Raw genomic sequence first — 24084 nt, forward strand, 5'->3', positions numbered from 1 at the left:
TTCATCCTTTATTAGGCAGTGAACCATTAAGGTTATTCTTCCAGACTCGAGTTGGAGTAAACCGCAAGAATTTATCATAACCACATCAAGCGAAGAAACTTCCACGACTATGTTCATAATTTAGGATAATAATAAAAAATAAGTGCTCGTTCAGAAAGAATTTATTTGACGATGGATACAAATAAAATTATGGTGCCTTTATTCACATCAGCCCACTATACAAAATAACACTCAAAGCAACAACTACTTCGAAACTTTAGGATTTCGGGCTAAGGAGCAAGGTGCATTGGCTAGTTTGAATGTGAGAGGTGAAAAACAACCGCTTAAATGTGGTTAATTGATTGTAACATAACTGCTGCACCGAGAAACAGGATCAGTAAAGACGAGACCATTGATAAATTATCAATGACCCGCCCCCTTTCGAGCCGTTTAAATGTACTACTGGCCTTTACCACTAATAAGCCTATTGTCACCATGGTAAGAGCACTTCCAATGGAGAAGGCGGCGACTAGACCTAATCCTAAAGGAATTTGATCCGCCGAAACAGCTGCCAGCAGAATAGCCAAAGCGCTGGGGCACGGGACCAGTCCAATAAAAAACCCCATCAAGAAGAGGTTTCGTAAGGAAGCCCTCTTTTTTAATGATATAGGCTCATCATGTTTACAATCTTTCTGATGGTGGTGGCAGATATGATGAAGATGATGCTGGTGATGACAACAATCATTGTTGGTGTCGTTGTTCGGAAAGAATCGCTTAACGATCATATCTAAACCGATGTAGATTACAACAACTCCTGAAAGTAATTGAATCCAATACGTCAGATTTTGGGGCATAATAACTTTTAAAGCGGAGGAGGTGGATATGACTAATAAAACAATGGATAGGGTATGAGCCATCGCAGAAATCAAACCTATCATTACAGCATCCCTAACCTTTGCCCCGGTTGAAACGAGATAAGCAGTTATTATTCCCTTCCCATGTCCCGGTTCTAATGAATGGAGTGCTCCTAAACCTAAAACGATTGGAAATGTATAACTCAAATCCATACTATCTCCCCTTGTCCAATTATTCCTGTTCAATAGTATGCAGACTAGCTCTAAAACTTACCAATAACATTAAATCAAAAGGATAATAATCGTTCTAAACGGCCATTTGCTTCCCCGCCATAAGCTCAAGTGGTACCGGAAATGAAATAATGAATTTTGTCCCTTGTGAGCCGGAATCAATATCTATTTTCGCCTGATGATTTTGGGCTATTTTGAAACATGTTGCTAATCCAAGACCGGTCCCATAATCCTTTGTGGTAAAGAACGGAGTTCCTAGCTTTGCTAAGTCTTCATCCGAAATTCCGCATCCCTCATCTTCAATCGTAAGGACAACATGACCCATTTCTGAAAACGTTGTAATTCTCAGGCGACCGCGCTCTTTCATCGCCTCAAGCCCATTGCGAGTTAGATTCAGCACCAATTGTGTTATTTCCTTCTTATTAATTAAGATATCCGGGATGGTTCCGGGAACAAATTCGATCTGCTTATTTTGATTAAACGTATCGGCTTCTAGTAAAGGGTACAAGTTATTTAAGATACCGTTTAGATTTTGGAGTTCAAGTTCCGCTTTTTTCGTTCTGGCAAGTGATAGAAACTCTGAGATTATTGAATTAGCTCGATCGAGTTCTGAAATCATCAGTTCAAAAATAGATTTCTGAGAACTATACTCTGGTTTTACCCCTAATAGCTGCAGATAACCTCGGACCGTTGTCATAGGGTTTCTTATTTCATGACCAATTCCGGCAGCCATTTGAGCCACAAGATTTAAACGATCCAAATGAAATATTTCAGCTTGTAATCGTTTTAATTCCGTAATATCCGATGTAGAAAATATGATGTATTCTTCACCGTTAAATTTTACAGATTCCCCTGAAACGAGAATTGAACCTTTAAGGCCATCTTTTCTAGCCATTTTTGTTTCGTAATTTGTAATATTACCCCTATTCTTGAGGATATCCAAAAGGTTATCATATTCTTTTGGGGGAAAACCCACGTCTATTGGTGTTTTCCCAATTACTTCTTCAAGCAAGAATCCTCGCTTGCTTAAAAATTGATCATTAACATCTATTAAACTATTGTCTGATTTTCTAACAATCGAAATCATACTTGGGCTCGACTTAAAAACTTTGAGTAAACGCTCCTCAGATGTTTTCAGCGATTCTTGCAAACGCTTTTGTTTAGTTATATCGGTAAAAGAGCATAAAAGGCATTCTTTGTGCTTAAAATTAATCGTTCCAATAGATATTTGAACCGCAATATTTTCCTTTGCATTAAGGGTTACTTCTAAATTCTTTGATTCTAATAATCCGTAATTGGTTTCCTGAATAAATTTAAGCAGTTTATGCCATTCTTGTTTGGAAAATCCTATCTCTAAAGGTGTCTTGCCAATAATGTCCGGCAGCGGGATTTTCAAATAGTTCCCAAACGATTCATTAACTTCTAAAAACACATAGCTTGATTTCTCTAGAATTGCAAGCCCTACGGGAGCAAACTGGAATACTTTATCAAAGTTATGTTTTGATGTAATTTCACGAATAAAAGGTTTCTTTACATTATTGACGAGGATACTTCTTAACAAAAAGCTAAAACCAATAACTTTAAAGACATGTCCAATAAAGGTATCGATATCATATACGTTTTTGTAAAACGTAAAGATAATTTCACTTAACAACATTAAAAATAAGGCATAAATCAAATAGTTGCTTTCTTCCCTATCATTTAAAGACTTAGTTGACAACAAAAAGATGGCTGCTATATCCAGGAAACAGATAATGTATTCTACTATAACTTTTAATCCCGTTACACCGCCAGCTTTATTCAACATTGGTGGTAATAGATAGCCCAATTTTACAACAATAAAACATACTGTTATCAAATATGTTAAGCCAAAAGTTAAAATTACTTTTTTTCTAGGGATACGATTTAAACTGTATAATACTAATCCTATAGCCTCCGAGATTCTGGCTACTAACCAAAAGTATGTTGCCCTTTCCCCTGTGATCGATAAACCAAAAAACGGCATCCCTTTATATGACAAGGTATGCAACATATCAAGAAATCCTACCATTAAAAAGAGTATACCAAGAAATAGCCGTCTGTCAGATTTTGTGTAGGGATACAAAATAATACACTGAAATGATATGGTAAGTGAAACAACAATACTAAATGTTTCAAGAATAGTATGTAAAGCAAGGTAATAGCTCGGCTGAATTACTAGATAAACCGAACTACTCAGCAATCTGCTTATTATTAAAAGGAATATAGCTGATAAAACTACCAGACTATTTTTGAAAGTGCCGCTTAAATGCAAACGATTTCCCTGCCTTCCTTACGTACTGCTGCTGTCTTCAAATTTTGGCTAATTATTTTGACAAAGACTCCTTCATTATAAAATATATTCACTGAAAAAGAACGAAAAACTTGTCAAAAATTAAGCTTAGACATATAAAGTTGAACGAAACAACTGCGAATCGACTACTATCAGGTGATTTGATCTTCTTCAGCTTTAAGCTTTTGCTTTAATGGAAGCATATCCGTAACACATGTCGATTGATCATCATATAATTAAACTTTTTGGACATTATATTGAGGGTCAATAAATTTCTAGGAGGTTTTTATAATTATGAGTAAAGAACTTAATTCGTTTGAAGATCTTGCAGATTTAAAGGTTGATATGGAAGTTGCGGAAGAATTATCTCATTTAAAAGATCAATATATTCAAATGCAGCAAGCTATTTCCAACTTACAGTCAACATTTGGTTCGCAGAACCAAGGTTCTTGGCAGGGACAAGGGCAAGATCAAGGCCAACAACAAATTACTCAATTGTTGGACCAAATGAATCAATTCAAAAATCAATCGCAGCAAGAACAGTTACAAAATGTAAATCAAATACAGCAATCCATCCAAAGCGCAATTCAATCTTTAAATCAGGCTAACCAATCCGCTCAATCTTCAAAAGTGTTAGCGCAAATGCATGAATTTATAGATCAAGCCCAATCTCAGCTGCAAAATATGGCACAGAGTTCACAACAACAATCAGGACAAGGACAAAATCAGACCCAACAAATGCAGCAAAATCAGCAGAATCAAACATCAAATCAAATATTGCAATAAATGTTTTAATATATATCAAGGAGACTAAACGTCTCCTTTTATGCTTTTAATTTACGCCTTATTCCTTTAATCTTGATAACTTCTTAAAATTTAGCCGACAAAATATCATAAACTTTATTGTATTCTAATTGCAGAGGATTCATAAAGATAAAGATAAAAAGACATGAAGAAGACTAAAAGCCGCCCTTGCTGTGGGGCGGCTTTTAACATGTCAGCGCAAGAAATTATTTTGGCATTTTACTTCTTCCCTGCATACAATACGTTGACCGGAAGGCTTATGTTTTTAGAAAGGAAGCGAGGAGTAACATGTCAAAAAAAGTTGTCAAAAAAATGTTCCCTGGTGCTGTAACTTCAAAAGGTTTTTTCTCCTATTATAATTACATTATTGAGCCCGATGCACTACATATTTTTATAATCAAAGGCGGACCCGGTGTAGGAAAATCAACATTTATGAAAAAAATTGCTGATAATATTTCAAAGCTTGGCTATGACATTGAATATCATTGCTGTTCCTCCGACAACAATTCAATCGATGGCTTAGTAATTCCAGCTCTGGGTGTTGCACTTTTGGACGGAACTGCTCCGCATATCGTCGACCCGAAAAATCCTGGAGCAGTCGATGAGATTATCAACTTGGGAGACTATTGGGACGAGAACATAATTCATAGGGCAAAGCCTGAAATTATGCGATGCAACTATCAGGTTGGGCGCTATTTCCAGGCTGCTTACTACGCTTTAATGGAAGCTCAACTGGCAATGGATGAATGGGAGTTTTATGTCAAAGAGTACCAAGATTGGCATCAGATTAATCAAATGACTCTCAGAGTCGAAACTGATATATTTAGCTCAGGCAATACTGGTCATGGCAAAGAACGTCATCTTTTCGCATGGGCACATACGCCTCAGGGCAAAACTCAATTTATTGATACTCTGCTGCAGGATACTTCTGCCCTCTATCTTCTTAAGGGGCAACCTGGTACTGGAAAATCGACGTTTCTCAAGCGAATCGCCGAAAGAGCAATTACCTATGGTTTAAACGTGGAGTATTTCCATAATACACTTGATCCCGCAAAGCTAGACCTCATCATAATGCCAGATCTGCACAAAGCTATGTGTGTGGTTTCCGAGCCCTACGAATATACTCCTCAGTTAAATTGCCAACAAATTACTTTAGATTTTGACCAGAGTCTCGACATGGCAGGGCTCAATAATTTCTCCAGTGATATTGGAGATTGTCGTGAACGTGTCAATAAGAACATTCAGCGGGCAATTAAAAATTCAAGCCGTGCCAAAGCAACTCATGATCTGATGGAATCTTACTACGTTGCAGCTATGGATTTTTCAGCTATAGAAGGAAAGCGCCAGAAAATTGAAGCCCGTATTCACAGTTTGATTGAATTGGAGATCGCTGTAAGTGCATCCCGCAAGGGTTCACAAGCTAAAGCCTGATAGATACTAATTTTCTACAGTCCAACACTTAGTCCCCCATTTGTTCAGACGGGGGCTTTCGTGTTTCTCATTCAGATCATCTATCCCCAGATATTTTTGGGGTTCTAATTATTCTTTTGACAAATTGATTTTGTGTATTGCCTTGGTAATCCAGGTATTATTTGCAAAATCCCTTCCTTGAATGACGACCTGATCTTTATAAACTGTCACCTGAAGGCCCTGACTCTCCTTAGATTCTTTCACACCGTTATGATCTACCGGCATTTCTACTGAGGAATCATTCACAACGATAAACGGTCCCTGCATAATTTCCCGCCCCTGTCCCAAGAGCCAGTGGGTGTGACCGCTAAATACGATGACTTCCGGATAGTTACTTAATAACGTTCTGAGTTGATCCTCCTGTAGTACGTAATTATGTATCGAGCGATACTCTTTACTCGAAGTCGTAGAGGGAAAGGGTTGATGTAAGAAAACAAAGATCGGCTTATGTGGAACATAGTTTTCCTTAAGCTTTTTCTGAAACCAAGCTATTTGTGTCGTTGATAGATAAGTCTTATCCCGGTATCTTTTGCCACTTAATGCCGACTTTTCTGAACCAAGAAAAATAAAGTGATACCCGGAAATATAGTTGTCATAATATACGTTTGATTGTCCTGTATAACTTAAAAATCTGTTGATTGCAGTTTGGTCTGATTCATTATTCGGAAAGGTTTTAGGACTCCAACATTTGGTTTTCGGATTTACATAAGCTTGATAAAATTCGTGATTCCCAATTGTATAGAATATTTTCAGGTAATTGGCCTGTGAACCTATAAGTTTTCGGAGGGCAGCATAATCGGACGAACTTCCATTTCCTAAATCGCCATTAATAATTAAAGTATGAATATTGAGGTGTTCTTTTACATCACTCAGCATTTTTAAGAACTTCAACTTCGCTATTTTATTCTTGGCTTGGACATGAATATCACTAACGACTCCAAATGTCAAAATTGGTTTTTCTTTTACGGCTGAACCAGAAGCCTGGACTTGGGGAGCAACTAACTTAGGCTTTAAAGAATTCCTTTGGTAACGTATACTTGAGGCTTTTAAGAAAAATATAAGGGAACTAAATATTAGCAGTACTAATAAAACAACTCCTAGATTTTTTCGTTTTATGAACACCATTTATCCTCCGGGCTTAAATCTATAATTGTTAGTCTGGCATATTAACTTTGTTTTATAACCGTCAATTAAATAAAATAAAAAGCAGCCATCTCCTTGGTTTGTAATACAAGGGATGGCTTATTTACAGACCTTCTGTCCTAGATTTACTTGAGATCTCAGATTACCTTGATTACCCTTCCACTGAATTAAAGTTGTATTATTCATAGTGCTAATTACCGATGTTGAGAATGACTGCCCATCTGCCCCTAATATGGAAGGAGCAATCATTAAATATCCACTTTGTGATACCATAGCAACTGGTTCAACATGACCTGCGGAATACAATGACTGACCATTGACTGTTGCAGACTGATACGATACAGTACCCATGTTTGCTAAAGGGTACAATTGATCATTTTCATTTGAAGGATCTTCGCTAATCCATTCGGCTGTTGTTTCTATTCCCTGTATATATGATGGAGCAAGTGTTACTGAAGGAATTGTTCCAGTTTGGGATTTACCGTTTACAGTAAAGGTTAAATCCCAAACTGAGCTTGAATCAGCCGATTGAGAAATATTGGCCTTGATAGTAGAACCAATGGGGACAGTCATTACAATTTGAGCAGGTGCAGGCAACTGCTCCCAAAACACTTCTGCTACAGCTTGCCCATTGATTATTTCTTCCATCGTTCCCATCTGTAAAAGGTCTGATGAATTTACTCCACCCAAACCAATCCATTGTGCAGAAGATGCATCTTGTTGACTCTCGGAGATATCAGGCACTGTCCAACTGCCTGATACACTGGTATACCTGCTGCCGACATAAGGCGTATCAACGTATCCCGCCCAATTACCGGATTTTTGCGTATTGGCAGGCAGATTCGTCGAAGTCACCGGCGTACCCCCTACTGATGGAGCTGAAGAGCCAGTTGATATTACATTTAGAGCATTTGCAGAAACTACTGCTGGACCGCCCAAAGCAGTTACAACACTTGTCGAGGTCAGTTTGCTATGGACATAATTTCCGGCTTTAACATTAGTTCCATCTGTTAAAACGATTGGCGCCTTCATACCAGCTGCCAAGGGTACACTAGCTAATCCGTCAACAAGAGTTCGGCCGTTAGCAACAAAGATATTGGCATAATTGATATCAGCATCAAAACCTTGAAGCACTGAAAGATTAGTGTCATAGGCATCATATCCGGCATAACGAACAGAGCTGGCGGAGAATTGGGCCATTTCGGCGTTACTAATAACCGCAGTTCCACCGATTATATAATAGTTTTTCACACCGGTAACTCCCGTTAAATAGGTTCCAATACTAGTTGGCAGCGAATCTGCATTATCCGTATAAAGTATTGGCATCTTATTTGCTCCTGCAATGGATGCTGCTGATATGGCATCAGCCCCTGAACCACCGGTTAAGACGAATCCATTAATCGAAGTTGATTTGGCCATTTCTTGGGCAATATTGACAGATGTTTCCGAAGCATTGTACCCGCCTAAAGGTACAACCGAAATATTCAATGCTTTAAGTGCATCTAAAACAGGTTGTTGGATTACTGCAATTCCACTCGTCACGTAAACTTTTGTAACATGTAGTTTTGTCAACTCATTGGCTGCAACAGGGATTAGAGTATTTCCTTGGGTTAAAATAATAGGGATATTTAAAGCTGAAGCTAAAGATCCAGCGGAAAGGGCGTCTACTAAGGTTGGCCCGGTCATACCTGCCGCTAATACAGCAGTACTCGAACCTGAAATTCCCCAACCTTGATCGGCGATTTGGGCCGCAGTATCATATTGGGTAGACCCAGAAATTCTAGTTGGAAAAGCCGAATCTGCTAATACTGTTTGCGGAAACATATTAAAAGCAATTATTATCAAAGCAAAAAAAGCAACTAACTTTGTTAACTTTTTCATTTTTAAATCCTCTCTTATGATTTCCATTTATTATTAAGATAATCATTGAAATGAGAAGTTAATTATAAAACAATAGTTTGAAATTTTCATTAAGAATTTATGGTAAAACAGTAAAACGAAATTGAAAGTTTTTGACCTTTAAATTCCAAAAAACAAAAAAGCACCTGAATTAAACGCAAAATTCAAGGTGCAAAGCTCGAACATCACTTGATGCTTTGTTTTGAGCCGACCATAATAATATGGCCGGCAATTTTGAGACTCTAATATTTTTACCGTTCCGATCGCCAGCAGAGTGAAATTATTCTAGAAGATTACACCCAGTGCGATTAAGATAAGAATTGCAATTGCAATAATCCCCGCTCCAATACAGCTTCCGCCGAAACCACCGCAGCCACATCCGCCGTAGCCAAATCCACCGTAACCGTACATTTGTTGTTCCCCCTTTTTAAATTTCTTAAAAGACGATACCTAAAGCGATTAATAATAAGATAATTACTACAACAATCCCGATGCCAGCGCCCCAGCCAACACCTGTTCCACAACCTGCTGCTCCAAACGCCATTTAATTTTCCTCCCTATCAAACAAAATCAAAGTACTAATAAGATGGATGGTTAATAATCAAGTTTTAGTGATTTACCACCAAAAGCCTCCCCAAAACGGACGGAATCCAAATCCGAAGCCCCAACCCCATGGTCCAAAACCGAACATTTTATCACCTCCAATTATTACATTACCATAATATGGAATTTATACTTGTCTGGTGCAGGTCGTGAAAAAGCTTCCTTACAGGTAATGATCTTGTTCTTAATCCGTAAGGAAGCTTTTTTATCATCATTGAGGAATGCTCTTGTGAATTTCTTTTATGAAGGTGGCAGCAAAATTTCGACTCTCGTTCCTCTCTCACTTCGATTGGAAACGAATATCTTCCCGCTGTGTTGATCAAGAATGCGATGTACTACCGATAAGCCTAATCCAGTTCCCTTCTCCTTGGTCGTAAAAAAGGGGTCATAGATGTAAGGTAAGATATCGGGCGGAATCCCTCGCCCTTCGTCACTAACGGCAAATCCAACAAAGTCTTCTTGTTGTATCCCCTCCAAAAGAATCCTCCCGCCTTCTCTTTGGGCATCTATGGCATTGAGTAAGATATTTAAAATAACTTGTTTAATCTGATCAGAATCTACTTCGACCACGCAATCATCAACTTGTTCTCTGGTTTGAGATAATTTAATCCGATGCTGCCGCAGAGCAGGTTGAATCAACGACACTCCTTCCTCCAAAAGTTTCCCTAATTTAATTTTTTCCCGAACTAATTCTTTAGGACGAGCAAAACTTAAAAACTCACTAACTAACCGATTTAAACGTTCGCACTCTTCTAGAAGCACACGACAATATTCTAATACTTCCCTATCTTCTCGCTTGTCTTGGGCCAGAAGCTGAATACTTACTTTCATAATCCCTAGAGGATTGCGTATTTCATGCGCCAGTCCGGCGCTCAAATGCCCAAGCGCAGTTAACCGTTCAGTTTGCCGGATTTCCCTCTGCAAGCGTTCGCGTTCTAAACTTTCTCGTTTCAATTTTTCGACTAACTCTTTTTGAATTTGAAGGGCGAGTTGATGCTTGCGTGACGCTTTCCGCTCCTGTTCAATTAGAAAACCGGTTAACCAACCAATACCATTAATTAGGCCAATTTCCACCCATTGAGTCAGCATAGCAGATGAAGCCATTGCCATTGTGTTAAAATACGTCATAAACGGCAGAATCAGAAGAGTTATCGATAACCCAGATATAATTCCGCCGACTAAACCGAAACGCATAGCTGCGTAAATCACGGGGAGATAATAGGCAAATTGCAACATGATGTGATAATTCATGGTGTAATGGTAAGTCGTATAGTGAATAACCGTTAAAATGATAATTACGACGCTTATGATCAGAAAATCGAAATAGACTCGATGACGATTTTTGAGATCGAGTTTATAGCTTTGCAACAAAAGCGCTCCTCTCAAGGTTCGGCAATCTTAACGAAGATTTAACCCGTATTTTTCCAAACGGTACAAGAAAGCATAACGGGAAAGTCCCAGTTTTTTGGCAGCCTGGCTTTGATTTCCATCTGTTTGTTCCAGGGCTTGGCGTATAAAGGACTTTTCAATCTCTTCCAGAGATATACCCTCAGATGGGAGTATAAAGGGATAAGAACTCTTCTCAAACAGACTGGACGTATTAAAGGCGGGCACCCCATCCAGGCCAATTATAGCTTCCTGTGATATAATAACCATTCGTTCAATGACATTTTCAAGTTCGCGCACATTTCCCGGCCAAGTGTATGCCATTAGTTGATCAAGAACTCCCGGTCCAAGAATCTTTTTTTTGCCATAAACTCTGAGTTTGTCTAAAAAATGTTCCACAAGGACGGAGATATCCTCACGTCGTTCTCTCAGGGGAGGAACGACGATTGGAAAGACATTCAAGCGATAATATAAATCTTCGCGAAACCGTCCTTCTTGCGCCTCTCTTAACAAATCGCGATTCGTGGCGGCGATAATCCTTACGTCAACCTGAATGGTTTTTTCGCCGCCGACTCGTTCAAATGTCCGTTCTTGAAGTACCCGCAATAGCTTTGCTTGAACATTAAACGACAGCTCCCCGATCTCATCCAAAAAAAGCGTTCCGCCGTCTGCTAATTCAAAACGCCCGGTTCTGCGTGTATGGGCTCCAGTAAAAGCACCTTTCTCGTGACCAAATAATTCACTTTCCAATAACGTTTCGGTCAATGCAGCACAATTGACTCGGATAAACGGCCCATCAGCCCTGGCACTTAGGGTATGAATAGCATGGGCGACCAATTCTTTCCCCGTACCAGACTCACCTTGAATAAGAACCGTTGCTGGTGTTGGAGCAACCCGTTCCACCAGGAGTTTTAATGTTTGCAGCTTGCCGCTGTTTCCGACCAATTGCCAGCGATTAGGCTGAACCTCCCCCTTTAGGTAGTCCACCTGCTCACGCAAACTTTCTATCTCTAAGGCCTTTGCAAGGGTGATGAGAAGTTCATCGATCTCAAAAGGTTTCATTAGATAGTCATGGGCCCCTGCCTTCATCGCCTCAATCGCTGTTTCCGTACTCCCATGCGCCGTCATCATGACAATGAGTAAATCAGGATAATGTTCTTTTAGCCTTCGCAGCACACTTAACCCATCAACTTTTGGCATCTTTAAATCAACAAGAACGAGGTCCGGCCGCTCTGATAGTGCCCGATCTATGGCTAACTGCCCATCTTCTGCTGTTTCAACATCATACCCTGCTTTTACTAAGGCTCGTTCTAAAACCCAGCGCATATTTACTTCATCATCGGCAACTAATATCCGCCGCACAATTTCATCCCCTTAGGCCTGTACTTAGAATGGTGTGGGAAAAGACGCAGTAAACTGTGTCTTTTCCCACACCTTTTTTGTACTTCATTATTTTATAAATCTGATAGCTTCTTAGAGAAATGGCTGTTAGATAGCCAGGATGTACGAAAAGACTGATAAAAATCGACAAACTTATATAATCATAGTGCTATTACAGCATAATTTGATAGAAAGTGCAACTTGGCATGGCTTTTGCAATGATAGTTCATGTAAAAATTTTAAGGAGCGTGCTTTATGATTCTATCAAGAAAACCTCTTATGAAAATCCTTCTTACCTTATCCTTATTACTCTTGACTCCTATGTTTGCAGCCAATACTTACGCTGCAACTCAACTGGAGCAAGACGCCGGACCATACCATGTTATTCTGCAAATGAATCCGGAAACACCTATGGTTAACCAATCCGGAACGATGACCATTATCGTTAAGAATAAGGCAACCGGACAGCCCGTAACCGGAGCAAAAGTTACAATGAGCAACCCCACCATGACGGGCTCTAACTCCAATGATGGCGGAAATATGTCAGGCATGAACATGTCATCGAGCATGGATAACCAAAGCGGAATGGCCATGCAGGAACAATCTTCCATGGGGTCAATGTCCATGGAGCCTGGTTCCTATATGATGGAAAACATGACATTTAACCAGCCTGGACAATGGAGCCAAGCTATTACTATCTCTTCATCATTAGGTCAAAGTACCGTCAATTTTCCAATAACTGTAGGCAAACCAGGACCTAATTATGTGCTTATTGGCAGTGTCGCCGGTGTCGTCATCATTGCCGGAATTGTTGCTGCGGTCTTAAAACGGAAGAAATATTAGGAAAGTCGAGGCGTGGAAATGTCTTCAACAAATTCCCTCCACACGCAACCCTCTAAACAACCGACGAATCTCCTTAACATTCGCTGGCTTAAACGATTTCTCACGAGCTACTTTTATCCTCGAATTTTCCAATGGATTACGGTAATCGTTTTTGCTGTTATTATGTTTGAGACCCTCGCAGGACCTTCTGCAGTTGACAATAACTTTGGTTCTGCTGCAACCTGGGTTCTTTGGTGGCCGTTAATCCCTTTTTTCTTTTTCCTCCTGGGACGCTTCTGGTGCGGAATTTGCCCATTTGCCTGGGTAAGTGACTTAACACAAAAGCTTTTCGGGGCTAATCTCAAAGTTCCCAATTTTATTAAGAAAAATGGCCTTTGGATCATTGATATTACCTTTATTTTGATCACTTGGTCCGATCATATTTGGGGGATTGTTGAATCTCCTCGAGGGTCCGGAACTCTCTTATTGCTCATCTTAGGCGGAGTTATGGTAAGCGCCTTACTTTTTGAACGACGTACCTGGTGCCGTTATCTCTGTTTTCTCGGCAGTTTATCCGGCAACTATTCTCGAGCAGGTATGTTAGAACTGCGCGCTGATAAGAATGTTTGTAAAACCTGTAAAACACGTGATTGTTACAAGGGTGGGGCTAACGCGCCAGGATGTCCGATGTTTGAATTTCCGATGGCTATGGAAAACAACGCCAATTGTAATCTCTGCGGCAGCTGTATCAAGAATTGCCCCCACGATTCAATTCGCTTAACCCCCCGTAAACCAACCAGTGAGTTCTGGTCGATGACCCGGGCTCGTTTCGAAGAATCCTTCTTAGCCATTGTTATCGTGGGAATTGTTTTCGTACAAAATGTTACCATGTTGGACTTTTACCCTGCTTTCCTCAAATGGGTAGAAAAGGCCTTAGGTATCGCTAATCAAGATGTCGCCTTCACTCTGCTCTTTATCTTAGCTATGGCCACTCCTGTGTTACTTCTTTTCGCGGCAACAGCTCTTTCCAAACGCTTCACAGGTGAAACACTGCGTACTGCCTTTGCCCGCTTCGGTTACGCCGTCATTCCCCTAGACCTTGCCTCTCATATGGCCCATAACCTATTTCATCTGCTGGCTGAAGGGAAAGCAACCTACTATACCTTCATGGGACTCTTTGGGGTGCATCTCGAGGGTTCAACCTCATTCGTTCCTGACCCGATCATTCAAGTAATGCAGTATTTCTTAGTCATTGCCGGAACGCTTGGCTCCATGTATACGGCCTACCGTATCGCCAAGAAGAATTACGGCTTGGGCAAAGCTCTTTCCGTTTCTATGCCTTATCTTGTTGTCATCCTGCTCTTCGGTGTCTTAAACTATTTAACCTTTACCGTACGGATGGCAATGCGAATGTAACCATTGATTCAAAAACATCCTGGCATTTTCCAATTTCTAAGATTAAAATAAGGACTTGCAAAGAAGCGCTTTGCAGGTCCTTATGTTTACCCTTAACGATATTTAGACTTTAAATTGGTCGATAACGTTAAATACTTTTCATTAAAGCCCTTACAGTCTCTTGAGTACCTTATGATTAATTTCTAGTATTAGCTCTAGTACATACATTCCAATATAAAAATTCCAGCCTTAGTCTTAAAATATTTCTCTTTTAATAGATTAATTGCTTGTTCACTCAAGCTGTCTTCAAAAATGTTTACCAACAAATCTGCCTCTATCAATATTTGAAAATCTATGCCATCTATTCTGCTATATGTATGATGATTTCCAATGAGAAAACAAATCCTGTCAACAAATTTACTTTCCAGCTTAAAATCTGACAAGAGTTCACGAGCTATCGGGGGACCTTCGATCTCTTGGTATGTTCCCGATGATGAATTGTATTTTCGCTCACTCTCTTTTATCCCAATATCATGTAGTATTGCAGCCACTTCCAAAACCCGAAGCTGGTCATCGCTAATTGTCTCACTTTCTCCTATTGCCTTTGCGAAGCTATGAACTTTCATAGCATGATTGATTCGTTTAACATCATTTCCAAAATACCTGATCATTTTAAGAAGCGTATCTTTAACCAGAAAATTAGTATTCATATCAATCTTACCTTTCGTCGATGAAATTCGTTTAATGTGCTCTATTTGCTAAAGATTTAAATATTTCCTTTTCTTTTCATTGTTATAGTTACTGTAATTTATGGCCAAAAACTGAGCATAATAATTCAGCTAAACTATACCCGAATTAAAACAAAGAAAAAGAAGAAGGATTACTATGGATACAAAGGAATTAATTTACGAACTAAACAAGATTTTAACATTAGAACACGGTCACTTAGGCATGTATAAGAGCTTTATGAATTATAGCGATAAAGATCTTAGAAGAACCTTCCGACATTTCCTGGATTTAGAGATGGAGCACGTAAACAAGATTCAGAATATCCTCCGTAATCTTGGGGCAAAACCTTCTCTTTTAGTCGAAGGCGGAGATATTATCGGTAATATGTTTGGTATCACCATAAACGTAGCCGATGAATTTGAGGCCATAAAAGCCTTTAAAGTCATCGAGAAAAAATCACACGAGGGGTATGTTAAGTTCACAACGAAACTTGAGAGGGAGAATAACATTTTATCAAACTTTATCGTAGAAGAAATTACTTCCTCTAATCAACTTGAATCGTATTTACAGTATCTATGGTTAAATGACCGGCTAAAGGCACCAAATTGCAACTAACAAGAACAAATTCTTTGAATAAGTATATAGGTTAATTAAGACTCCAACTACGTTTAGGAGTGATTCCCATACCTTGCTTCGAAGAGGACAAAGTCCATCCTTCGCGCGATAGCATTTGTTATGGGCTAGCTTTAGCTGAACGAGTTCACTCAATTAACCCTTTACTAATTTTAATGATAATTGAAATGGACATGTGAAATTGTGATCTAAGTCACTACATAACGTTATTTTTTCGGGTATTCTATAAATCAAATATAGAACAGGAGGTTTGGTTATCATTGTTTCCAATTGAGCAAGAAAATGATTCAACAGCTACCTATGAACTTAAGGTCCACCCCATTGTAAAATACCTGTTAAAAATGAGAGGATACCCCAGAACCGCACCCTTACAATCGCCTCCGCCCTTTGACATTTTTATTTCCTGGTTGGGATCTTTTTTAGGGATTGGAGTTGTTGCTATCTTGGCTATGGTTTATAACATGCCCATGTTAGTAGCCTCCTTTGGTGCTTCCGCCGTTTTAATTTATGGCGTACCTGATGCCCCTCTCTCTCAACCACGTAACGTCTTTTTCGGTCATACTCTTTCGGCTGCAGTCGGTGTTACGACTTACCTACTTTTCGGTTTAACTTGGTGGTCGGCTGCCTTAGGGACAGCCATTGCTCTTGGCGTCATGCTCATTACCAAAACCACGCACCCACCTGGTGGGGCAACTGCCCTCGTAGCAATTTTAAGTAAAGCCACACCTCAATACATACTGACTCCAGTTGCAGCAGGAGTGATCATTCTAATTACAATCGCCATCATAACTAACAATCTTTCCCCCAATCGCAGTTATCCTCGCTATTGGATTTAATTTAAATCTTAAAGTGAAAGGTTTCATTAGTTTATTGAGGAGGGGTTTAAATGTTTAAAAAAATCTTGATGCCCACGGATGCCTCGGAAAATTCCCAAAGAGCATTTGCTATAGCAGTAGGAATAGCTCGACAATTCAATTCAGAAATTGAACTTTTCCACGTAACATTTACACCGGAAGCAATAGGCTATGTTCTCTCTCAAGGGGTCCCGGTACCGCAAGAACAATTTGATATCAGCGGAGAGCAAGTTTTACTTCGCACCCTTAACAGCACTAATTGTGAACATGTTTTCGTGCAAAAAAAGCAAGTACCCGGCCACCCCGCGGCAACAATTCTTGAAGAAATAAAAAGAGAACGTATCGATCTTGTCGTGATGGGCAGCCGGGGTTATGGCCCCTTAAGCGGCTCCCTTATGGGCAGTGTCAGCCAGCGCGTACTCCATGGGGCAACTTGCCCAGTTCTAATTGTCAAGTGAATACTTTCTTTTATATCCCCTCTAAGATATTAATAAAGCAACTATATCCTTTATCATAATTGTAGACAAACTCATAATCCAACATAAAACTATAATGCTCCCCTGTAAAGTTACACCCTTCGCTAAACGTTGAAGGGTGTAATTATTATTATTATCTTCATATTGTCCTTACCGGGTAATTGGTTTCTTATTTATACAAAAAACTTTACTCAAAAATGACCTTTGATCCGCAAAACTCAAGCGATTTAGGCCTCTTTCGTGATATGAATCACAGATGCTAATGATTAATCTCACTCAATTCAGAGTTTCGAGTCACACCTTATTTTTCCTTCATAAGTTATAGTTAATATAGAGGTGAACGTAATGAAACAATTAAACTACGATTCAAACAAGGAACTCAAAAGGTTAATCGTTGCTATTGAGGACCTACGCAAGCAACTAATTGGTGAAGTGAGACGAAGAAACGGGCTTCTCGATCCCGAAATTATAAAATTAAGTCAGGACTTGGATATATCTATAAATCAGTTTTATAGGCTTTCCCTGGATATAGTTCAGAAATAACTCGGTCGAAAACAACAAAAGATTAAACAATTTTTTAAATAAAGGAGTGTCCTACATATGAACCTCGATAATCTTAAAAGACAACATCAAGAAATAACTCTGTTAATTAATGAAATCGAAAATCTATTAATTCAGGACGTGGCGGCTAAATCGTTTGATATATCCTTAAAAATTGCCACACTGGCGGGAAAGCTGTCGATCCATCTTAAGTCGGAAGATGATTATCTTTACCCCTCCTTAAAAGCATCAGAAGATGAGCGTCTAAAAGCCACTGTTAATTTATTCAATGAAGAAATGGCAAATATTGCTGCGTCGTTTGCAAACTACAAGGCTAAATATATCTCGAGTGCACAAATTAGAACAAACGTTACCCAGTTTATTAATGAAACACGTTCTTTAATCTCCCACTTACGAATTCGTCTTAATCATGAAGACAAGCAGCTATATCCCCTAGTAGAAACCCTTTAAAAGCCATAAACTCAGTAACGTATATTCACCCTACCCGTTAATTTAGCGAGCGAAATAATACTGTATTATTCTCTTGTCACTACTTAGGTTTAGGGTAATTAATGATATAATCAATAAGAAAAAGTACTAACAAAATCGGCTTCAAAAGTAAAGTTACTTTATCTAGAATGAACTTGCGTAGCCTAAAGTCTCTTTTATACTAATTTTGGGGTGATTAAAAGAAAGTTTATCGTCTCAACTATTAATTTAATGTGTTTTCGATATCTATTTTTCACTTAATTCAGAAATATTTACTCATGGAATTTAAAATTGATGTTTAAAAAGCCTCATATTATCTAACTAGAGACTACCGAGAGTCTATAATTTTTATTCTTAGGAGGATTTATGATTCGTATTATTAACCATGGAACATATCTTTTAAAAGGAAAAGATTTGTTTGAAAAAGAAAATACCGCTATAGCTGATCGAAACTTGGAACCTCAAAGTGCTCGTAAAAATACTATCGCGTATAAAATACTTTCGCAACACAACACTTCTGGTGACAATGAAACGATAAAAATCCGCTTCGATGCTTTAGCTTCACATGATATCACCTATGTAGGAATCATTCAGACCGCTCGTGCCAGCGGACTGACTAAGTTTCCGATACCTTATGCTTTAACCAATTGCCATAACAGCCTGTGTGCAGTTGGAGGAACGATTAATGAGGATGATCATGTTTTCGGACTATCGGCTGCCCAAAAATACGGAGGCGTCTATGTTCCCGCTCATCAGGCTGTCATTCATCAATACGTAAGAGAAACAATGACCCGCTGCGGAACTATGATTCTTGGATCAGACAGTCATACCAGATATGGGGCCCTAGGAACGATGGGAATTGGTGAAGGGGGACCGGAATTAGTTAAGCAGATTTTAGGAAAAACCTATGATATAACTTACCCTGAAATTATTGCCGTATATATAGAGGGAAAACCCAGACCGGGTGTAGGACCGCAGGATATTGCCCTTGCTATTATCGGTGCCGTATTTAAGAGTGGTTTCGTTAAAAATAAGGTCCTGGAATTTGTTGGCCCTGGAATTAAGAATTTGTCGATGGATTTCAGAAACGGCATTGACGTTATGACTACTGAAACTACCTGCTTAAGTTCAATTTGGACCACAGATGATAAAGTAAAGGAATACTTTGCCATCCATGGACGTGCCGAATCTTATGCTAAGCTCGAACCGGGAGAAATAGCTTACTACGACGGAGCAGTTATTGTTGATCTGGACAAAATCGTCCCCATGATAGCTTTACCGTTTCATCCAAGCAATGTGTTTCCCATCGCTGAATTAAACCAAAACCTCTCTGATATCTTACGAGTTGTAGAAGAAGAAGGTCAAAAGCAAATCGATAATCCGTCAATCCATTTTAACTTAACGAAGAATATTGACAAGGGCAGATTAAAAGTTGATCAGGCCATTGTTGCCGGATGTGCAGGCGGTTCTTATGAAAACCTCGTTGACGTTGCCTCAATCGTGGAAAATCATTCTTTAGGTAATGACAGCTTGTCCTTAAGTGTTTATCCGGCAAGCCAGCCAATCTATCTTGAATTGGTCAAAAACGGAACGATGGCCAAATTGATGACTGCCGGAGCTATTATAAAAACTGCCTTTTGCGGACCATGTTTTGGCGCGGGAGATGTACCGGCTAACGGTAATCTCAGTATAAGACATGCAACTCGAAACTTCCCCAATCGTGAAGGATCAAAACCCGGTGATGGACAGCTTTCCTCAGTTGCTCTGATGGATGCCAGGTCTATTGCTGCAACTGCAGTAAACGGAGGATATTTAACACCTGCGACTGACCTTGATTTTACTCCTGTCGATTTACCCTATAGCTTTGACCGTAAAATTTACGCTAATAGGGTCTATAACGGCTTCAGTCAACCGCAGCCGGATAAAGGTCTGAAATTCGGGCCTAATATCGCGGAGTGGCCAAAGATGATTGCCCTGCCAGAGAATCTGCTGTTAAAGGTTGCTTGTGTGATTAATGATCCTGTCACAACGACTGATGAACTAATTCCATCTGGCGAGACATCTTCTTATCGTTCAAATCCGCTCAAACTTGCCGAATTCACGTTATCGAGAAAAGACCCTCAATATGTTCAAAGAGCTAAAGACGTTCAAAGAATAGAGTTGGAACGTCAAAATTATGTTTCTAGTGGTACCTCACTCCTATCCCCTTCATTAAAAGAACTTTGTGCTTTCCTAACAAGCCTTCCTTTAGAAAAAGCGGAAGAAGTTCTTAAAGAAACCGGAATTGGCACAACCATTTTTGCGGTAAAACCCGGAGATGGTTCGGCCAGGGAACAAGCAGCTTCTTGCCAGAAGGTTTTAGGCGGTTGGGCTAATATTGCCACAGAATATGCAACCAAACGTTATCGCAGTAACTTAATCAACTGGGGCATACTGCCTTTTACACTGCGTAATCCTGAGCAAATGGATTTTGGGGTTGACGATCTGATCTTTATCCCCAATGTTAAGGAAAAGTTAATGAATGGAGATGAAATCTTCCCTGTTCAACTTATTAGCCCTCAAGGGAATCGCACAATAGAATTAATGTTAACCAATTTAACCAAAGAAGAAAGAGAAATCATTCTTAGCGGATGCTTAATCAACTATTATTCTAAGTAAACAATAGTAATAAGTAACCAATGTTCAAATGGGCATAATAATTGTAAAGGGTGTAATATCGGCTGCTTCTGCCGATTTACACCCTTGAATTTTTTCTGATCAGACTGATCATAAGTGCTAAAATAATAAATCTAATTATGCAAACTAATATGTCCTAATACGTCCAAAATCCCTTACATTTTAATCTGACCACTATAATAATTAAGAAGGCCGTAAAGAAATTTTCTTCACGGCCTACATTGCTAGTGAATTGGAATAATTCCCTTGATATCTTCGGGCTTTCGGCCTATTCGACGTCTTTGAAGCGTATCATCGGGCATTTTTTACAAGCATCGAGTCCAGGCCACTCGGTACCGTTATAAGGGAAGGATGCGCCACCCATTACTTCCGTACGATGAGCTAATTGACGTGCCACACCAAGGATTTGATCGCCCGGGATAAAGACGTTGACTTCCCCTTTTTCCGTTTTGCCAGAAGTATAACTTCCGGAACACATGGTGTTCATATTTGGTTTGTGATTAAGATAGGACCACACAGAACCTCCGCAAACGGCGGAATTAACGGTATAATTGAATTGAAGCGGATGTACATGATAAGCGCCAACAAAATCATTTAGAATGTGATAAGCTTGCAGCGGATTGCAGACAAACATAACTACATCAGGTTCAACCGGGGTTTTGGCCAGCGGAGCGGTCATAAATTCCTTTACTTCCCCCAACGGCATGCGCGGTTTTCCTGCCATCACTTCTTTAGCATATTCGTCGTCAACAACATATTTGAAATGGCCTTTTGCTTCTTCATCGGATGGAGCTGTATAGCCAAAACTGGTTAGACAATTTTCACATAAAATATTGTTGTTATTTCCTTTTAAAACGTAATTGGCCATACGGGAAGCCGCTGTAAACTGACAGAATGTCATTTTGGCAGCTGCCTTCTTTTCAGCTGGATATTTATTGGCTTCTTCTTCAGATTTAAAAAACTTAATCGCAACAGGATGATAATCAAGTTTTAACAGACGTTCAAACAATTCCTGTGCTTCGGCATAGGTCATATCTGTATTGGTATTCGACAATTTAATCTTCTCCTTTCAAACTAGAAGCAGAAACTTCTCTAACATATAATATAGTCTTCTATAATATAGCACCTTCTTGGTTTAGCAGGGCAAGATTAGATGATTCTGAAGCCAAAAGCGTGCAGGATCATTGGTCCAAATACATAACCAATACCGATGTATGTGAGAACTACAGCCAAAAAGCCTTTGAGGTAAATACCTTTGATATACTTAGAAAGAATAGGACCAAGGTAAGATCCAACCAGGATACCGATTAATTCAAAGCCAACCATGGGTAAATCCAGTTTGCTTCCCATACGGAGATAATTGCTAATACTAGTCAGAGAAGAAATTACGATGGACATGGTCGAAGTACCTGCAACGATGAACATTGGGAAACCAAGTGCACTGCTCAGGAATGGTACGAGAAGGAATCCGCCCCCAACGCCGAGTGCTGCTGAGATAATAGCAACAAAAACTCCGGCCAGGAAAGGAGCAATTGTATTATAACGGAAAGTTTCTCCGGCAAAGGTAAAGGTGTTGTTGATGCCCATTTCGCTGAAGTTAACGCCAATTTCCTTAATCTCACTCATTTTTCCGGCTGCTTTCAGCTCTTTAACTTTTGCTTCAAATGCTTTAGTTGCCTTTTTTACTTTTTGTTGTTTTTCCCGGAATTTTGGAGTCATTTCATACCACATACGACCAGCAATAACGAAGGTGATCAAACCAAAGACCGGCTGATAAGAGGCCATTTCCTTTAGATAAGTGTGGGAAAGCCAGGAACCGAGCAATGCTCCGATGATACCGCCCACTCCTAAACTTACAGCTGCAGGAATTACGAGGCGTCTTTCCCGCAAATATAATGGTGTAGAGATGATCGGGCTGACCAACGTGAGAATCTGGTTCATAGGTTTAATTACATTAGCCTTTTTCATGCCAAAGATAGTGATGTGTCCCACACCGGCCAAGATCCCGCCGGCAGCTCCAATGGTCGAAAATACGAATCCGACAAATGCCATCCAGATAATAACGACGATAGGGTTTACAGTAACACCCGCAATATGAAAGAACATTTCTTTGCACCTCCAAAAATTCTTATCCTGCTTATCGAGCTACAGGATGAGCCTGAACACTGCCGGAAAACTTGCGCAGCAACCGGCGACCAACGTAGTAAGCAATCATTACTAACGGATACCAGACAATCACAGAGACCTGATTGCCGATCACGGGTAAAGCAAAGGGCAGCGTAAAGTACGGCAGCCATAAACTTATGAATCCCATGATAAAGAAGTGGGGGATCAGAACACCAATGCCGTCAAGAAAAGACCAAGCCAAGTATTCACAGAACATCTCGTTTAGCTCCCTTTGCAGCAGCGTGTACATGTCCTTATTATCATGTTCATAGGCTAAAGAAGCTAATTCCCGGTATTCGACCATCCTGGCCATTAGTTTATCTTGTTTCTTACGGTGAGGGTGTAATACTTTATCAATAATTTCAAACCCAGCCAACATAACTAACACCTCACTTATTGGGACAATTTTGTTCTTCCCCTAAACTTCACGACTAGTTTTAGCATCCCTATACATCTGCCCGGCCATCAACCTCCTTCTCGCAATATCCTAAGCTTGTGTATATTATAACAAGATATAATACCCACAAATGTCAGACGAGTGACTAAAAAGATGTTATCTTCATGACATTAATATTGTCGTGAAGATGACATCTTTTTAGTCTCCTCTGCAAGAATATTTTCAATATCCTCCCGATTTAAGTGTTGAAGTCGAGATCAAATCAAACATACAAGCTTTTTTACCATACTACCTAAAATTAGTGTCATCGATACTTATTCCAAAGGATTTTCTCATTAAACAGATTGTATTACTAGTTCCAGACAGCTTTATTATGGGTATAGATGGCAAAATATTTAGTGAGACAATTTCCTCTGTTTCCATACCTTACATATATTATGGTATAACTGGTAAAGGAGGAAATAATAATGGCATTAGGAACAGGTTTTGCTGGTGCTGGTGGAACAGGATTCGGAGCAGGAATTGCTATCGTTGTTGTAATTATTCTTCTGCTTATTGCAATGGGTATCGTATTTTAATTCTGAAAGGAGATAAAATAATGTACGGATATGGTGTTGGTGGTTACGGTGTTGGCGGAGCATGCTGCGCTCCGGTCGCAGGCTTTGGTGTTGGTCGCTGTGTAGGCGTAGGAATTATCGCTATAGCAACTTTAATTCTCATCGCTTTAGGCGTTATCTTCTAGAATTACAGCAGGCTATCATCTGTTAAGGTGATAGCCTGCTTCATTTTTATCTGATGTTTAAATTAAAAGATCATATCATAAGAATCGCATAGACACCCAAATCAT

At 39.6% G+C, this 24084-nt stretch carries 22 protein-coding genes; 11 read left to right on the forward strand and 11 right to left on the reverse strand.

The genetic code is table 11. The features are described from left to right. Positions 1–323: 323 nt before the first annotated feature. On the reverse strand, positions 324–1046 hold the full coding sequence (locus ACPUYX_RS18115) for a nickel/cobalt transporter (protein ID WP_426381026.1): 723 nt from the start codon (positions 1044–1046) through the stop codon (positions 324–326). 94 nt (positions 1047–1140) lie between these two features. Then, on the reverse strand, positions 1141–3357 hold the full coding sequence (locus tag ACPUYX_RS18120; RefSeq protein WP_426381027.1) for an MASE3 domain-containing protein: 2217 nt from the start codon (positions 3355–3357) through the stop codon (positions 1141–1143). Between the two features lie 312 nt (positions 3358–3669). On the opposite strand from ACPUYX_RS18120, the gene ACPUYX_RS18125 reads away from it, so the two are divergent. Then, positions 3670–4161 carry a hypothetical protein gene (locus ACPUYX_RS18125; RefSeq protein ID WP_426381028.1) on the forward strand — a complete coding sequence of 164 codons (492 nt, stop codon included), beginning with the start codon at positions 3670–3672 and terminating at the stop codon, positions 4159–4161. A 306-nt stretch (positions 4162–4467) separates the two neighbouring features. Further along, complete coding sequence (locus tag ACPUYX_RS18130; protein WP_426381029.1) at positions 4468–5610, forward strand: PRK06851 family protein; 1143 nt, start codon at positions 4468–4470, stop codon at positions 5608–5610. Positions 5611–5718: 108 nt separating this feature from the next. On the opposite strand, the gene ACPUYX_RS18135 is transcribed toward ACPUYX_RS18130, so the two are convergent. The 5 genes from ACPUYX_RS18135 to ACPUYX_RS18155 all read right to left on the reverse strand — a co-directional run bounded on the left by ACPUYX_RS18135 (position 5719) and on the right by ACPUYX_RS18155 (position 12042). Continuing rightward, the gene (locus ACPUYX_RS18135; RefSeq protein ID WP_426381030.1) at positions 5719–6771 is read right to left on the reverse strand and encodes a metallophosphoesterase family protein; all 1053 of its coding nucleotides are present in this window, start codon (positions 6769–6771) and stop codon (positions 5719–5721) included. A 120-nt stretch (positions 6772–6891) separates the two neighbouring features. Beyond that, the gene (locus ACPUYX_RS18140) at positions 6892–8673 is read right to left on the reverse strand and encodes a G1 family glutamic endopeptidase (protein WP_426381031.1); all 1782 of its coding nucleotides are present in this window, start codon (positions 8671–8673) and stop codon (positions 6892–6894) included. 303 nt (positions 8674–8976) lie between these two features. Further along, positions 8977–9102: a hypothetical protein gene (locus ACPUYX_RS18145; RefSeq protein ID WP_426381032.1), complete on the reverse strand. Its 126-nt coding sequence runs from the start codon at positions 9100–9102 to the stop codon at positions 8977–8979. Between the two features lie 432 nt (positions 9103–9534). Continuing rightward, the gene (locus ACPUYX_RS18150) at positions 9535–10662 is read right to left on the reverse strand and encodes an ATP-binding protein (RefSeq protein WP_426381033.1); all 1128 of its coding nucleotides are present in this window, start codon (positions 10660–10662) and stop codon (positions 9535–9537) included. Between the two features lie 30 nt (positions 10663–10692). Then, a complete protein-coding gene (locus tag ACPUYX_RS18155; RefSeq protein ID WP_426381034.1) occupies positions 10693–12042 on the reverse strand; it encodes a sigma-54-dependent transcriptional regulator in 1350 nt (449 codons plus the stop codon). A gap of 273 nt (positions 12043–12315) precedes the next feature. On the opposite strand from ACPUYX_RS18155, the gene ACPUYX_RS18160 reads away from it, so the two are divergent. Further along, a complete protein-coding gene (locus tag ACPUYX_RS18160) occupies positions 12316–12903 on the forward strand; it encodes a hypothetical protein (RefSeq protein WP_426381035.1) in 588 nt (195 codons plus the stop codon). Between the two features lie 18 nt (positions 12904–12921). Beyond that, entirely contained in the window at positions 12922–14298 is a 1377-nt protein-coding gene (locus ACPUYX_RS18165) for a 4Fe-4S binding protein (protein WP_426381036.1), read from the forward strand. 194 nt (positions 14299–14492) lie between these two features. Here the strand turns inward: ACPUYX_RS18165 and ACPUYX_RS18170 are convergent, their stop codons facing one another. Beyond that, positions 14493–14987: an HD domain-containing protein gene (locus tag ACPUYX_RS18170; RefSeq protein WP_426381037.1), complete on the reverse strand. Its 495-nt coding sequence runs from the start codon at positions 14985–14987 to the stop codon at positions 14493–14495. 175 nt (positions 14988–15162) lie between these two features. Here ACPUYX_RS18170 and ACPUYX_RS18175 point away from each other — a divergent pair, with 175 nt between their 5' ends. From ACPUYX_RS18175 to ACPUYX_RS18200, 6 genes are all read left to right on the forward strand, one after another. After that, positions 15163–15621 (forward strand): ferritin-like domain-containing protein, encoded by a 459-nt coding sequence (locus ACPUYX_RS18175; protein ID WP_426381038.1) that lies wholly within the window; start codon positions 15163–15165, stop codon positions 15619–15621. A 287-nt stretch (positions 15622–15908) separates the two neighbouring features. After that, positions 15909–16475 (forward strand): HPP family protein, encoded by a 567-nt coding sequence (locus tag ACPUYX_RS18180; RefSeq protein ID WP_426381094.1) that lies wholly within the window; start codon positions 15909–15911, stop codon positions 16473–16475. Positions 16476–16525: 50 nt separating this feature from the next. After that, a complete protein-coding gene (locus ACPUYX_RS18185) occupies positions 16526–16951 on the forward strand; it encodes a universal stress protein (RefSeq protein WP_426381039.1) in 426 nt (141 codons plus the stop codon). A 363-nt stretch (positions 16952–17314) separates the two neighbouring features. Further along, positions 17315–17512 carry a Spo0E family sporulation regulatory protein-aspartic acid phosphatase gene (locus ACPUYX_RS18190; RefSeq protein WP_426381040.1) on the forward strand — a complete coding sequence of 66 codons (198 nt, stop codon included), beginning with the start codon at positions 17315–17317 and terminating at the stop codon, positions 17510–17512. A gap of 57 nt (positions 17513–17569) precedes the next feature. After that, positions 17570–17980, forward strand: coding sequence for a hemerythrin domain-containing protein (locus ACPUYX_RS18195; RefSeq protein ID WP_426381041.1), 411 nt, complete (start codon positions 17570–17572; stop codon positions 17978–17980). Between the two features lie 384 nt (positions 17981–18364). Further along, positions 18365–20656 carry a hydratase gene (locus ACPUYX_RS18200; RefSeq protein ID WP_426381042.1) on the forward strand — a complete coding sequence of 764 codons (2292 nt, stop codon included), beginning with the start codon at positions 18365–18367 and terminating at the stop codon, positions 20654–20656. A gap of 286 nt (positions 20657–20942) precedes the next feature. Here the strand turns inward: ACPUYX_RS18200 and ACPUYX_RS18205 are convergent, their stop codons facing one another. From ACPUYX_RS18205 to ACPUYX_RS18215, 3 genes are all read right to left on the reverse strand, one after another. Next, positions 20943–21728: a DUF169 domain-containing protein gene (locus ACPUYX_RS18205; protein WP_426381043.1), complete on the reverse strand. Its 786-nt coding sequence runs from the start codon at positions 21726–21728 to the stop codon at positions 20943–20945. A gap of 95 nt (positions 21729–21823) precedes the next feature. Next, positions 21824–22780 (reverse strand): sulfite exporter TauE/SafE family protein, encoded by a 957-nt coding sequence (locus tag ACPUYX_RS18210; RefSeq protein WP_426381044.1) that lies wholly within the window; start codon positions 22778–22780, stop codon positions 21824–21826. Positions 22781–22811: 31 nt separating this feature from the next. Continuing rightward, on the reverse strand, positions 22812–23219 hold the full coding sequence (locus ACPUYX_RS18215; protein WP_426381045.1) for a hypothetical protein: 408 nt from the start codon (positions 23217–23219) through the stop codon (positions 22812–22814). A 616-nt stretch (positions 23220–23835) separates the two neighbouring features. Here ACPUYX_RS18215 and ACPUYX_RS18220 point away from each other — a divergent pair. Further along, positions 23836–23979 carry a hypothetical protein gene (locus ACPUYX_RS18220; protein WP_426381046.1) on the forward strand — a complete coding sequence of 48 codons (144 nt, stop codon included), beginning with the start codon at positions 23836–23838 and terminating at the stop codon, positions 23977–23979. The last annotated feature ends 105 nt before the right edge of the window (positions 23980–24084 follow it).

This window comes from Desulfosporosinus sp. SYSU MS00001, assembly GCF_049943955.1.
Taxonomy (GTDB): domain Bacteria; phylum Bacillota; class Desulfitobacteriia; order Desulfitobacteriales; family Desulfitobacteriaceae; genus Desulfosporosinus.